Annotated in this window: 12 protein-coding genes; 3 read left to right on the top strand and 9 right to left on the bottom strand. The window is 68.1% G+C overall.

All coding sequences use genetic code 11. From position 1 onward, the window contains the following. Nucleotides 1-3: 3 nt before the first annotated feature. Nucleotides 4-663: a glutathione S-transferase family protein gene (locus tag IT40_RS01570; protein WP_036749614.1), complete on the top strand. Its 660-nt coding sequence runs from the start codon at nucleotides 4-6 to the stop codon at nucleotides 661-663. Nucleotides 664-1,247: 584 nt separating this feature from the next. Here IT40_RS01570 and ppk2 read toward each other — a convergent pair. Further along, a complete protein-coding gene (ppk2, locus tag IT40_RS01565; protein WP_116171009.1) occupies nucleotides 1,248-2,243 on the bottom strand; it encodes a polyphosphate kinase 2 in 996 nt (331 codons plus the stop codon). Nucleotides 2,244-2,508: 265 nt separating this feature from the next. On the opposite strand from ppk2, the gene parE reads away from it, so the two are divergent. Further along, nucleotides 2,509-4,479, top strand: a complete 1,971-nt coding sequence (gene parE, locus IT40_RS01560) for a DNA topoisomerase IV subunit B (RefSeq protein WP_036749608.1) — start codon at nucleotides 2,509-2,511, stop codon at nucleotides 4,477-4,479. After that, nucleotides 4,476-4,811: a YnfA family protein gene (locus tag IT40_RS01555; RefSeq protein WP_036749605.1), complete on the top strand. Its 336-nt coding sequence runs from the start codon at nucleotides 4,476-4,478 to the stop codon at nucleotides 4,809-4,811. Before parE ends, IT40_RS01555 begins: the two co-directional genes overlap by 4 nt. Nucleotides 4,812-4,842: 31 nt before the next feature. Here the strand turns inward: IT40_RS01555 and IT40_RS01550 are convergent, their stop codons facing one another. The 8 genes from IT40_RS01550 to ccoG form a co-directional block, all read right to left on the bottom strand. Next, entirely contained in the window at nucleotides 4,843-5,166 is a 324-nt protein-coding gene (locus tag IT40_RS01550; RefSeq protein ID WP_036749762.1) for a hypothetical protein, read from the bottom strand. Between the two features lie 179 nt (nucleotides 5,167-5,345). Continuing rightward, complete coding sequence (locus IT40_RS01545) at nucleotides 5,346-5,969, bottom strand: phosphatase PAP2 family protein (RefSeq protein ID WP_243700106.1); 624 nt, start codon at nucleotides 5,967-5,969, stop codon at nucleotides 5,346-5,348. Beyond that, nucleotides 5,966-6,640, bottom strand: coding sequence for an ABC transporter ATP-binding protein (locus IT40_RS01540; RefSeq protein ID WP_036749602.1), 675 nt, complete (start codon nucleotides 6,638-6,640; stop codon nucleotides 5,966-5,968). The genes IT40_RS01545 and IT40_RS01540 overlap by 4 nt, the downstream gene beginning before the upstream one ends. Beyond that, a complete protein-coding gene (locus tag IT40_RS01535) occupies nucleotides 6,633-7,934 on the bottom strand; it encodes a lipoprotein-releasing ABC transporter permease subunit (protein ID WP_036749599.1) in 1,302 nt (433 codons plus the stop codon). Before IT40_RS01535 ends, IT40_RS01540 begins: the two co-directional genes overlap by 8 nt. An 85-nt stretch (nucleotides 7,935-8,019) precedes the next feature. Continuing rightward, the gene (gene ccoS / locus IT40_RS01530) at nucleotides 8,020-8,178 is read right to left on the bottom strand and encodes a cbb3-type cytochrome oxidase assembly protein CcoS (protein ID WP_036749596.1); all 159 of its coding nucleotides are present in this window, start codon (nucleotides 8,176-8,178) and stop codon (nucleotides 8,020-8,022) included. Between the two features lie 10 nt (nucleotides 8,179-8,188). Further along, nucleotides 8,189-10,399: a heavy metal translocating P-type ATPase gene (locus tag IT40_RS01525; protein ID WP_036749594.1), complete on the bottom strand. Its 2,211-nt coding sequence runs from the start codon at nucleotides 10,397-10,399 to the stop codon at nucleotides 8,189-8,191. A 1-nt stretch (nucleotide 10,400) separates the two neighbouring features. Next, nucleotides 10,401-10,865, bottom strand: a complete 465-nt coding sequence (locus IT40_RS01520) for a FixH family protein (protein WP_036749592.1) — start codon at nucleotides 10,863-10,865, stop codon at nucleotides 10,401-10,403. After that, nucleotides 10,866-12,323 carry a cytochrome c oxidase accessory protein CcoG gene (gene ccoG / locus IT40_RS01515; protein WP_036749590.1) on the bottom strand — a complete coding sequence of 486 codons (1,458 nt, stop codon included), beginning with the start codon at nucleotides 12,321-12,323 and terminating at the stop codon, nucleotides 10,866-10,868. Nucleotides 12,324-12,397: the final 74 nt, after the last annotated feature.

Raw genomic sequence — 12,397 nt, 5'->3', positions numbered from 1 at the left:
CCCATGCTGACCGTCTATGGCGTCACCCGCTCGCGCGCATCGCGCATCATCTGGCTGTGTCATGAACTGGGCCTGCCCTTCAAGCAGGTGCCGGTGATCCAGGCCTATCGCCTGCCCGATCCCGATGCATCCGACGCGCCGCTGAACACGCATTCGCCGGATTTCCTGAAGCTCTCGCCCGCAGGCGCCATCCCGGTGATCCAGGACGGCGACCTGGTGCTGTCGGAATCGCTGGCCTGCACGCTGCACCTGGCGCGCAAATACGGCCAGCCCTTCGGCCCCGCCGATGCGATCGAGGATGCGCTGATGCTGCAATGGAGCTTCTACGCCGCCACCGCCATCGAACAGGACGCGCTGGTCATCCTGTTCAACCACGGCAAGGGCCAGGCCCAGCCCGGCGCGGCCCAGGCCACCGTGGCGCATGCCGCCGAGCGGCTGGTCCGCCCCCTGCGCGTGCTGGAGGATCACCTTGCCCGGCATGGCCACCTGGTCGGCGGCCGCTTCACCGTGGCCGACCTGAACCTGGCCGAGATCCTGCGCTATGCCCAGGGCTATGGCGAGCTGATGGAGCAATTCCCGGCCGTCACCGCCTGGCTTGACGATTGCCAGGCCCGTCCTGCCTTTCGCAAGATGTGGCAGGAACGGCTGGCGGAACCAGAGTAGGCGGGGCGCGATCCGGCAGGCGCGGGCTTTCGGCGACTACCTTGGGACAGGGCCGGCGGGCCAGTTCTGACCTCGGCCCCGCGCCTGTCCCGGCTGGCAAAGAACGGCCCCCTTGGGCATCGCAAGCCCCTGCGCTCCTTGGCCTTTAGCAGGCTGCTGAAAAAGTCCTCGCGACAGGACAGCGCGGGCAGGGCACCGGAAAATCCGCTTCAAATTTGCCGAAAACACCCCATTTTCGGGCCGATATTAGCTGGATCCAGAACGATTTCCGCTGCGTCGCCCTCTCAAAATCCTTTTTCAGCGGCCTGTTAGGCGGAACGGCCGTCTCGTCCACCCCAGCTTGCGACTGGCGTGCTGCGACACCGCACCAGCCGCCGGGGTTTTCCCGGCCTGCGGCCTGGGTCCATGACAGCCAGAAGGCCGGAACCGGTCGGGTTCCGGCGCTTGATTCTCGCAAGAGGACCGCCCGCCGGGTTCCCTCGCCTGCCTGTTCAACACGAGGGCCGGCGAAGCAGAGGATCTCGCCCGTTCGCGGCCATGCCGGTTTCAGGAAATGCCCGCGGCCGGCACGGCCGCAGGGGCGATCACCCCAGGGGCGGACCCGCCACCGGCGCCGTCCGCCGTTGGTCGGGGTGCAGCGATGCGCCCAGGATATGCTCGGCCGAATGGATCACATGGCTGGCATGGCCGACGATCAGCGGATCGGGCGGCGCCGCGATGGCCGCATCCTTGTCGGGATAGTCCAGCGTCGACAGGAAATGCCGCATGCAGTTCAGCCGCGCCCGCTTCTTGTCGTTCGACTTGACGATGGTCCAGGGCGCATCGGCGGTGTCGGTATAGAAGAACATCGCCTCCTTCGCCTCGGTGTAATCCTCCCATTTGTCGAGGCTGGCGAGGTCGATGGGCGAAAGCTTCCAGCGCTTCAGCGGATCGGTCTCGCGCGCCTCGAAACGCGCCCGCTGCTCGTCGCGGGTGACCGAGAACCAGTATTTGTAAAGCCGGATGCCCGAGCGGACCAGCATGCGCTCGAACTCCGGGGCCTGGCGCATGAATTCCAGGTATTCCACCGGCGAGCAGAAACCCATGACCCGCTCGACCCCGGCGCGGTTGTACCAGCTGCGGTCGTAGAACACCATCTCGCCCGCGGTCGGCAGGTGGCGGATGTAGCGTTGGAAGAACCATTGCCCGCGCTCGATCTCGGAGGGCTTGTTCAGCGCCACCACCCGCGCGAAACGCGGGTTCAGGTGTTCCATGAAGCGCTTGATCGTGCCGCCCTTGCCGGCGGCGTCGCGGCCCTCGAACAGGATGACGAATTTCTGCCCCGTCTCCTGCGCCCAGATCTGCGCCTTCAGCAACTCTGCCTGCAGCCGGGCCTTTTCCCGCTCATAGGCGACGCGCCCCATGCGGCGCGGATAGGGATAGCGTCCGGTTTCGAAGGCCAGCCGGATCGCATCCGGGTCGAGGCTGGGAAAGCTTTTCGGCCCCCTGGGCTCCGCATCGGCCGAGGGCACGATGGCGGGGGTGGCCGATGGCTCTGCCGTCCCCGCCCCGGTCCCGGCGCACTCGCTAACCGGCGGCATGACCAGGGACTCACTCGAAACCGGATGACCTTCCATATGCCCTGACCATACTGCAACTCGATACTCCATAGGATATGGCACGGCGCGCGGCGGCACACTTTGATCCTGGTCAACAAAACCCGGTCCGGGTCATGAAAGCGACGCAAATCCGTCATGATCCCCCTCCCATCCCTTGCGGTCGGCGGCGGGCGATCCACTTTCCCTTGCCCCCGGCCCGCCGGGCATGAGATAACCCCGCCCCAGAAGAACAAGACGAGCAGGTGCCATGGCCGACGATCTCTTCCCCGCCGCGGATAAGGCTTCCGAAAGCTATTCGGCATCCTCGATCGAGGTGCTGGAGGGGCTGGAGCCGGTGCGCAAGCGACCCGGCATGTATATCGGCGGCACCGACGAACGCGCGCTGCATCACCTGGTCGCCGAGATCCTCGACAACTCGATGGACGAGGCGGTGGCCGGCCATGCCAGCCGCATCGAGGTCGAGCTGCTGGCCGATTTCAGCGTGGTGATCCGCGACAACGGCCGCGGCATCCCCATCGACCCGCATCCGAAATTCCCCGGCAAGTCGGCGCTGGAGGTGATCCTCTGCACGCTGCACGCCGGCGGCAAGTTCTCGGGCGACGCCTACCAGACCTCGGGTGGGCTGCACGGCGTCGGCGCCTCGGTGGTCAACGCGCTTTCCGACAGCATGGTGGTGCAGGTCGCCCGCAACCGCGAGCTTTACGAGCAGCGCTTCTCGCGCGGCCTGCCGCTGGGCCCGGTCGAGAAGGTCGGCGCCGCCCCGAACCGGCGCGGCACCACCGTCACCTTCCACGCCGACGAGCAGATCTTCGGCCATCACCGCTTCAAGCCGGCGCGGCTGCTGCGCATGGTCAAGTCCAAGGCCTATCTGTTCTCGGGCGTCGAGATCCGCTGGAAGTCCGAAATCGACGACGGCGAAACGCCGCTGGAAGCCACGTTCCACTTTCCGGGCGGGCTTGCCGATTACCTGGGCGAGGTGCTGGGCAATGCCTCGACCTATGCCGACCGCCCCTTTGCCGGCAGCGTCGATTTCAAGGAAAAGTTCAACACGCCGGGCAAGGTGGACTGGGCGATCAACTGGACGCCGTCGCGCGACGGCTTCATCCAGTCCTATTGCAACACCGTGCCCACGCCCGAGGGCGGCACCCATGAGGCCGGCTTCTGGTCGGCGATCCTGCGCGGCATCCGCGCCTATGGCGAGCGGGTGAGCAACAAGAAGGCGGCGCAGATCACCCGCGACGACCTGCTGGCGGGCGGCTGCGCGTTGGTTTCCTGCTTCATCCGCGAGCCGGAATTCGTCGGCCAGACCAAGGACCGGCTGGCCACCACCGAGGCGCAGCGCCTGGTCGAGGGCGCGGTGCGCGACCATTTCGACAACTGGCTGGCGGCGGATACCAAATCGGCCGGCGCCATCCTGGACTTCCTGGTGCTGCGCGCCGAGGAGCGGCTGCGGCGCCGGCAGGAAAAGGAAACCGCCCGCAAGTCGGCCACGAAAAAGCTGCGCCTGCCCGGCAAGCTGGTCGATTGCTCGGCCACCAACCGCGACGGCACCGAGCTTTTCATCGTCGAGGGCGATTCGGCGGGCGGCAGCGCCAAGATGGCGCGCGAACGCACCACCCAGGCGCTGCTGCCCTTGCGCGGCAAGATCCTGAACGTGCTGGGCGCGGCCTCGTCCAAGCTGGGCTCTAACCAGGAGATCGCCGATCTCTGCCAGGCGCTGGGGGTCGGCATGGGCTCGCGCTTCAACGTCGACGACCTGCGCTATGACAAGGTCATCATCATGACGGATGCCGATGTGGACGGCGCCCATATCGCCAGCCTGCTGATGACCTTCTTCTTCACCCAGATGCGGCCGCTGATCGACAAGGGGCATCTCTACCTGGCCTGCCCGCCGCTTTACCGGCTGACGCAAGGGCCGCATCGCATCTATGTCGCCGACGACGCCGAGAAAGAGGCGTGGCTCGCCAAGGGCCTGGGCGGCAAGGGCAAGATCGACGTGCAGCGCTTCAAGGGCCTGGGCGAGATGGACGCCAAGGACCTGAAGGACACCACGATGAACCCCAGGACGCGCAAGTTGATCCGCGTCTCGATCGACGAGGAAGAGGGCGGCGAGACCGGAGACCTGGTCGAGCGGCTGATGGGCAAGAAGCCCGAACTGCGCTTCCAGTTCATCCAGGAGAATGCCCAATTCGCCGATGCAGAGGAACTGGACGTGTGATCCTGGCCGCACCGCTTGCGATCTATGTCCTGGCGGCGCTGGCCGAGATTGCCGGCTGCTTTGCTTTCTGGGCCTGGCTGCGGCTTGGCAAATCGCCGCTCTGGCTGGTTCCGGGGATGCTGTCCCTGGCGGTTTTCGCCTGGCTCCTGACGCGGGTGGATGCCGATTTCGCCGGCCGCGCCTATGCGGCCTATGGCGGGATCTATGTCACGGCCTCGCTGGGCTGGCTTTGGCTGTCCGAAGGCCAGGTGCCGACGCGCTGGGATCTGCTCGGCGGCGGGCTTTGCGTGCTGGGGGCGATGGTAATCCTGGCCGGGTCGCGCACGGGATAGCCCCCGCCGCGCACGCGGCGTCGCGACCTTCCTAGCCGCAGGTCGTGGGTGTGCCCTTCGCGACGATCGCGTGCCAGTCGGCGCCCAGCGTTTCGCGCGCCGACAGCGCATTCCTCGCCTCCGGCGAGCCTTCGGGAACCATCTTCACCACCATGCCCTGCGAGTAGTTCTGCTGGAAGCCGCGAAGGAAATCGCCCTGCAGCCCGCTGTCGCTGTGATCGCCCAGGATCACGAAGCGGTCGCCGCCCTTGCGGATGACCTCGATCGCCGCCGATTTGAAGGCCACGTTGCGGGCGCCCGACGGGCCGCAGGCCGGTGCCGCATGGGTCGCGACCTTGAACGTGTCCCTGGTCATGGGCTGGATCTGGGTCTGGGCGCAGGCCGCAAGGACCGGCAAAAGCGCTAGCGCCGCTGGCAGGGCAGGAATACGCATCCGGGAACCTCGCTTGGATGAACCGTCGTTCGGAGTATGCAGAACATTTCCCGAACATCAATCGCGATGTTCCTAAAATACAAGCTTTCACAATTGGTTAATCAAAACCGCATCCCCAGCGAAAAGCTTACCCCCTCGCTGCCAATGCCGAAGCTCGCGGCGCCGAACGAAACCCCCAGCAGCGCGCCGCTGAACACCTGCGCCGGGGTGTGTTCACCGGCATGGACCCGGCTCCAGCCCGTCAGCCCGGCCGCGCCATAGGCCAGGGCGCCGGCCTCGGGGCGGTCGTCGAAGCATTTTCCGGCCAGGTCCGAGGCGCCGAAGAAGGCCGCCGCCGTATGGCCCGAGGGGAAGCCCTTGCCCTCGCCCGAGGGGCGGCGCGAGATCGGGGCGCCGTCGAAGAACTCCTTCATTCCCCAGGCCAGCGCCGCCTGCAAAACGCCGCGCACCGCGAAATCCTCCAGCCGGTCCTGGTCGGCGGCGCAGACCGCCGCCGCCAGCGGCAGGCCGTATTTCATCGCCGTGCCGAACTGCTCGAACGGGTCGGCATAAGCCTGGGCGGGCAGCAGGCAGAGCAGCCCGAGCAGGGCTGCGCTACGCCTGCGCGCGCGGCGCGAGGACTTGGGGCTCGCAGGCCCAGCCGGGCCTGGCGCCGTGGTCGCCATGCTGCGGCCATGCACCGCGCATCCACCGGCCATGCACCGCCGGCCGGCATCCGCGCTCATGCCGCACCGCCCTCGCCCAGCCGGATCACCCGGTCCATCCGTGCCGCCAGATCCATGTTATGGGTGGCGATCAGCGCCGCGAGCCCGGTCTCGCGCACCAGCGACATCAGCACGTCGAAGACCTTGTCCGAAGTCGCCGGATCCAGGTTCCCCGTCGGCTCGTCCGCCAGCAGCAGCGAGGGCTGGTTCGCCAGCGCCCGGCAGAAGGCGACGCGCTGCTGCTCGCCCCCCGACAGCTGCGCCGGGCGGTGGTCGGCGCGGTGCGACAGCCCCACGCGGCCCAGCAGGTCCAGCGCCCGCGCCCGCGCCGCCGCCTGCGAAACCCCATTGGCAAGCTGCGGCAGGACGATGTTCTCGGCCGCCGAGAACTCGGGCAGCAGGTGGTGGAATTGATAGACGAAGCCCAGCTCCTCGCGCCGCGCCTCGGTCCGGGCACGGTCGCTTTGCCCGGCCATGTCGCGCCCGTTCAGCAGCACCCGCCCCGAATCGGCGCTGTCGAGAAGCCCGGCGATATGCAGCAGCGTCGATTTCCCGGCGCCCGAGGGGGCAACCAGCGCCACCACCTCGCCGCGGGCGATGCGCAGGGACAGCCCGTCCAGAACCGGCACCGGGGCGGGTCCGCCGATGCCGTAAGTCTTGGAGATCCCTTCCAGAACCAGGATGTCATTCATAGCGCAGCGCCTCGACCGGGTTCATGCGCGCGGCGCGGCGCGCGGGAAAGATGGTGACGACGAAGGACAGCGCCAGCGACAGCGCCGCCGCGCGGAAGATGTCCCAGGCCCGCAGCTCCGCCGTCAGGTGATAGATGCCGCGCACCTCGGGCTGCCAGGCATTGCCGCCGGTCAGCGCGTTCAGCGCCGCCATGATGTGATCGACGTTCAGCGACAGCGCCACCCCCAGAGCCACGCCGGCGATGGTGCCGATCACCCCGGTAAAGGCGCCGCAGAGGAAGAAGACCCGCAGGACCGAGCCCTCGGTCAGGCCCATGGTGCGCAGGATGCCGATGTCGCGGCCCTTGTTCTTGACCAGCATGATCAGCCCCGAGGTGATGTTCATCGAGGCGATCAGCACCAGGATCGACAGGATGATGAACATCACGTCGTCCTCCATGTCGAGCGCGGCCAGGAACGAACCCGAGGCGTCGCGCCAGGTCCAGACCTGCGCCCGCTCGCCCGCCGCCTGCAAGAGCGGCATGGTCCAGTCGTCGATCCGCTCGGGGTCGGCGACATAGACCCCGATCTCGTCGACCTGCCCCTCGCGGTTGAAGAAGCTCTGCGCCTCGGCCATGGGCATGTAGACGCGCGCCTTGTCCACGTCGTAGCGCCCGGCCGAGAAGATATAGACCACCTCGAAGGATTCGACCCTGGGCGTGGTGCCGAAGGGGGTCTTGGCGCCCTCGGGCGCGACCAGTTGCAGCCGGTCGCCCACGCCCAGGCCCAGGTCGCGCGCCATGCCGATGCCGATGGCGATGCCGCGGTCGAAATCGTCGAGATTCCCCAGCGCGCTCTGCGGATCGGCGATGCCCGACATTTCCTTGAGCGCATCGAGCGTGATGCCATGGACATCGCCCAGCGAAGCCGCATCGCCCTGCCGCGCCATGACCTGCGCGCGCACGGCCGGGACGGCGCGGATCACGCCGGGGATCTGCGCGATCCGGGCAGCGACCGCATCGTAATCCTCGACCCGGCCGGGGGTGACATAGGTTTCCTCGGTCAGCTCGTTATAGATCTGGGTGGGGGCGTAATAGACCGTGCTATGGGCGTTGGCGCCCAGGATCGTATCGACGAACTCGGCCCGGAAGCCCGCGCGCACCGCCAGGGTGGCGATCAGCGCCATCACCCCCAGGGTGATGCCAAGCAGGCTGATCCAGGTCATCACGCTGACCCCGCCCTCGGCCCGGCGCGCGCGCAGGTAGCGCCAGGCGATCATGAATTCGAAACGCGAAAACGGGGCGGGGCTGGCCATCGCTCACCTGTCTGTTGGGTGGCGCCTGATTGGCCTTTCGCCGCCGGCAATGCAAGCCAACAAGGCCGTGACCGCGGCGCGGCCGTCACGGCTTGGGGCGGTCGTCCCATTCCGAGCTGAGGATCCGCTCGGCATCGCCTTTCGGATCCTCGTATTGCCGGCCGCGCAGCGACCAGATGAAGGCCACCAGGCCAAGCCCGCCAAGGCCCAGGGAAACCGGAATCAGAAGGCCCAGGATTTCCATGCTTTCCTCCTTACCGCAGCCGCAGCGCGTTCAGCGTCACGCTGATCGAACTCAGCGACATGGCCAGCGCCGCCATCAGCGGCGTCGCGAATCCGGCGATGGCGATGGGCACCGCGACGATGTTGTAGACCAGCGAGATGGCGAAATTCTCCTTGATCCGGGCGCGGGCGCTGCGCGCCAACTCCAGCCCCTCGGCCACCGGGGCAAGGTCGCTGCCCATCAGCACCATGTCCGAGGCGGTGCGCGCCGCATCCAGCGCCGAGGCGGGCGAGATCGAGACATGCGCCTCGGTCAGGGCGGCGGTGTCGTTCAGCCCGTCGCCGACCATCAGCGGATGCAGCCCCTGCTGGCGCAGATCGCGCAGGGCCTCGGCCTTTTCGACCGGGGTGACGCCGGCGCGCCATTCCGCGATGCCCAGCCGCTGCGCCAGATCCTGGACCACCGGCGCCGCATCGCCCGACAGCAGCATCACCCGCCGGCCCGAGCCAAGGATGCGCGCCACGCAGGCCTCGGCCCCCGGCCGCAGCCGGTCCGAGAACTCCAGCCGGATCGGCGCGCCCTGCCCCCCCTCATCACCCAGCGACAGCCAGCTTGCCGAAAGCGTCGCCTCGCCATGCCGGGCGCCCAGCCAGTCGGCACGGCCCAGCCGCACCTCGCGCCCCTGCCAGATCCCGGCGATGCCATAGCCCGGCACCTCGCGCAGATCGCTGAGCGGGGCGGGTTCGGTGCCGGCCTCGCGCAGCGCCTGGGCGAGTGCCTGCGACAGCGGATGGCCCGATCCCTGCGACAGGGCCAGCGCCACCGGCCGCGCCTCGGCCGGGATGGGGTCCAGCGAAACCAGCTGCGGCACGCCCATGGTCAGGGTGCCGGTCTTGTCGAAGACCACGGCATCGACCTCGGCCAGGCGCTCCAGCGCGGTGCCGTCCTTGATCAGCATGCCGCGCCGGAACAGCCGCCCCGAGGCGGCCGTGACCACCGCCGGCACCGCCAGGCCCAGGGCGCAGGGGCAGGTGATGATCAGCACCGCAGCGGCCACGTTCACCGCCAGCCGCAGGTCATGCGTCGCGAAATACCAGCCGAGGAAGCTGCAGAAGGCCAGAAGATGCACCAGCGGCGAATAAAGCCGCGAGGCGCGGTCGGCGAGCCCGGTGTAATGGCCGCGCGCCGATTCCGCCGCCGCGACCAGCGCCGTCAGCCGCGCCAGCGAGCTGTCGCGCCCGGCTGCCGTCACCCGCATGACCAGCGGGCCGGTCAGGTTCACCTCGCCCGCCGAAAGCGCGACGCCCGGACGGGCGGGAACCGGGATGCTTTCGCCGGTCAGCAGCGAGCGGTCGATCTCGCTGCTGCCCTCGGCGATCTCGCCATCGGCGGGGATGCGGGCGCCGGGGCGGATGCGGATCAGGTCGCCCGGAACCAGCTCGACCACCGGCACCGGCTCGTCGCCCGCGGTGGTGACGCGGAAGGCGCGCGGCACCTCCAGCGCGGTCAGTTCCTCGGCGGCCGAGCGGGCGACGGCGCGGGTGCGATAGTCCAGGTAGCGCCCGATCAGCAGGAAGAAGCACAGCATCACCGCCGCGTCGAAATAGGCGTGATGGCCGGATTGCACCGTCTCATAGACCGAAATCGCGCTGGCCAGGACCAGCGCCAGCGAGATCGGCACGTCCATGCCGAGCCGCCCGTGCCTGAGCGCCCGCCAGGCGCTGGCGAAGAAGGGCTGGCCGGCAAAGGCGACCGTCGGCAGGGCGATGGCGCCGGAAATCCAGTGGAACATGTCGCGCGTCGCGTCCTCGGCCCCCGACCAGACCGCGACCGACAGGATCATGATGTTCATCATCGCGAAGCCCGCGACGCCGATGCGCATCAGGATGTCGCGGCCCTGCCGGTCGGCGGCGCTGGCGGAGAGCGCGGCCGGGTCAAGCTCATGCGCCTCGTAGCCGATGCCCTCGACCACCGGGATCAGTTCCTCGGCACTCATGCCGGGCGCGTCCACGGTGACGCGGCGCAGCGTCAGGTTGACCCGCGCGTCCCTGACGCCGGGATGGCGGTTCAGCACCCGCTCGACATCGGTGATGCAGGTCGCGCAATGGATCGTCGGCAGGGACAGGACGATGTCCTCCTGCCCGCCCCCGCCCGCGGCGATACGCTGCGCCAGCGGCGCCGCGTCGCAGGCCGGACAGGCCGAGAGCCGGGCGTCGTGGTCGTGCAGCGTGGCGTCGGACATCTCAGTTCACCCGGTTGCCGTGGTAATGGTCGATGCGCTGGCGGAACACCGTGCCGTCGGGGGCGGTCGCGGCCAGGTGGATGTTCCACGTCCCCGGCGCCAGCACCAGGGGCGCGCGGAACAGCCCGCCGGAATAGGTGAACTCGGGGCGCTGGTCGTCGCGCACATGGGTCGGCCGGCCGACCGTCACCTCGAGCCCCTGCACCGGCGCCGGAAGGCCCTGCCCGTCCCGGATCGCCAGCACCAGCTCGCGGCCGTCATACTCCGGCGTCACCGTCCAGTTCAGCGCCGCCTGCGCGTCGCGGTCGCGGTCGAAGCTTTGCGAGGCGACATAGCTGTTCTTGACCTCGAGCCCAGGAAAGGTGCCCACGGCCTTGAAGGCCATGAACAGGTTGACGGCGATGATGGTGCCAAAGGCGCCCAGGGTGATGATCAGCACATGGCGGCCGGTCAGTTCGCGGGGCATCTATTCGCTCCTTCCGTGGAAGACGGTGTCGATACGGGACTTCCTCCCATCGGTGGCATCCTCGACCCAAAGCGTCAACTCGCTCTGTGCCCCCTCGGCCAGCGCCGAGCCCTTTTCGGCGGTGATATAGACGCGCTGGGTATGGGTGCTGTCCGCCGCGACGTGAAGATCGGCGGCCGGCAGCCCCTCCAGCGTCAGGCCGACGCCGGCCGGCGCGGTGCCGTCGGGCCCGGCGACCGAGACGGTGAAGTCGCGCTCGGACCCCTGCTTGTTGCGCAGCCGCAGCGCATAGGTGTTGCGGATCGCGCCATCGGCCATGGTGACGTAAAGCGGGTTCCTGACCGGCGTCACGTTCAGGTCGAAGGGCGAGCGCAGGAACAGCGCCACCACCAGCGCGACGCCGATCCCCGCCCAGAGCGTGAAATACAGCATCGTGCGCGGGCGCAGGATATGCTTGAGCACCGGCTTCGGCGTCTCGCCCGCGCGCTCGGCGGCCTCGTCCTTCAGCGCCATGTAGTCGATCAGCCCGCGCGGCTTGCCGATCTTGTCCATCACCTCGTCGCAGGCGTCGATGCACAGCGCGCAGGTGATGCATTCCAGCTGCTGGCCGTCGCGGATGTCGATGCCCATGGGGCAGACGTTGACGCAGGCCATGCAGTCGATGCAATCGCCCTTGGCGCCGCCGTCGGATTTCGTGGGCTCGCCCTTGTGCAGCTTGCCGCGCGGCTCGCCGCGCCATTCGCGATAGGCGACGGTCAGCGTGTCCTCGTCCATCATCGCGGCCTGGATGCGCGGCCAGGGGCAGGCATAGACGCAGATCTGCTCGCGCGCGAAGCCGCCGAAGACGAAGGTGGTCGCGGTCAGGATGCCCATGGTGATATAGGCGACGGGATGGGCCTGGCCTATCAGCAGATTGCCCAGCAGCGTCGGCGCATCGGTGAAATAGAAGATCCAGGCGCCGCCGGTCGCCAGCGCGATGAGCAGCCAGATCGTCCATTTCGTCAGCCGCAGCCGCAGCTTGCGCAAGTCCCAGGAGGCGTTCCACAGCCGCAGCCGGGCGTTGCGGTCGCCCTCGACCCAGCGTTCGGTCAGCAGGAAAAGGTCGGTCCAGACCGTCTGCGGGCAAGCATAGCCGCACCAGACCCGCCCCAGAGCCGAGGTGAAGAGGAAAAGCCCCAAGCCCGCCATGACCAGCAGCCCGGCGACGAAATAGAATTCATGCGGCCAGATCTCGATCCAGAAGAAATAGAAGCGGCGGTTGGCCAGGTCGATCAGCACCGCCTGGTCGGGCATGGCGGGACCGCGGTCCCAGCGGATCCAGGGGGTGACGTAATAGATCGCCAGCGTCACCGCCATGATGATCCATTTCAGGTTGCGAAACCAGCCATGGACCCGGCGGGGAAAGATCGGCTCTCGGGCAGCATAAAGGCGTGGCGGGTCGATGTCGGAATTCGACATGATTGGCTCCTGTAGCGCGTGGCTCGGGTATATAGAGCCTGGCAGCGGTGACGCATTGATCTGCGTCAAGCGCG

It is taken from the genome of Paracoccus versutus, from assembly GCF_000763885.1.
Classification (GTDB): Bacteria; Pseudomonadota; Alphaproteobacteria; order Rhodobacterales; family Rhodobacteraceae; genus Paracoccus; species Paracoccus versutus.
The sequence above is the reverse complement of the archived record's forward strand: the minus strand, read 5'-3'. Positions and strand labels throughout refer to the sequence as shown.

What these genes read in the sequence shown, in the direction of transcription:
- IT40_RS01540 (WP_036749602.1), bottom strand. Translation starts at nt 6,640, where the DNA reads ATGAATGACATCCTGGTTCTGGAAGGGATCTCCAAGACTTACGGCATC.
- IT40_RS01525 (WP_036749594.1), bottom strand. Translation starts at nt 10,399, where the DNA reads ATGTCCGACGCCACGCTGCACGACCACGACGCCCGGCTCTCGGCCTGT.
- IT40_RS01545 (WP_243700106.1), bottom strand. Translation starts at nt 5,969, where the DNA reads ATGAGCGCGGATGCCGGCCGGCGGTGCATGGCCGGTGGATGCGCGGTG.
- ppk2 (WP_116171009.1), bottom strand. Translation starts at nt 2,243, where the DNA reads ATGCCGCCGGTTAGCGAGTGCGCCGGGACCGGGGCGGGGACGGCAGAG.
- ccoS (WP_036749596.1), bottom strand. Translation starts at nt 8,178, where the DNA reads ATGGAAATCCTGGGCCTTCTGATTCCGGTTTCCCTGGGCCTTGGCGGG.
- IT40_RS01570 (WP_036749614.1), top strand. Translation starts at nt 4, where the DNA reads ATGCTGACCGTCTATGGCGTCACCCGCTCGCGCGCATCGCGCATCATC.
- ccoG (WP_036749590.1), bottom strand. Translation starts at nt 12,323, where the DNA reads ATGTCGAATTCCGACATCGACCCGCCACGCCTTTATGCTGCCCGAGAG.
- IT40_RS01520 (WP_036749592.1), bottom strand. Translation starts at nt 10,865, where the DNA reads ATGCCCCGCGAACTGACCGGCCGCCATGTGCTGATCATCACCCTGGGC.
- IT40_RS01535 (WP_036749599.1), bottom strand. Translation starts at nt 7,934, where the DNA reads ATGGCCAGCCCCGCCCCGTTTTCGCGTTTCGAATTCATGATCGCCTGG.
- IT40_RS01550 (WP_036749762.1), bottom strand. Translation starts at nt 5,166, where the DNA reads ATGACCAGGGACACGTTCAAGGTCGCGACCCATGCGGCACCGGCCTGC.
- parE (WP_036749608.1), top strand. Translation starts at nt 2,509, where the DNA reads ATGGCCGACGATCTCTTCCCCGCCGCGGATAAGGCTTCCGAAAGCTAT.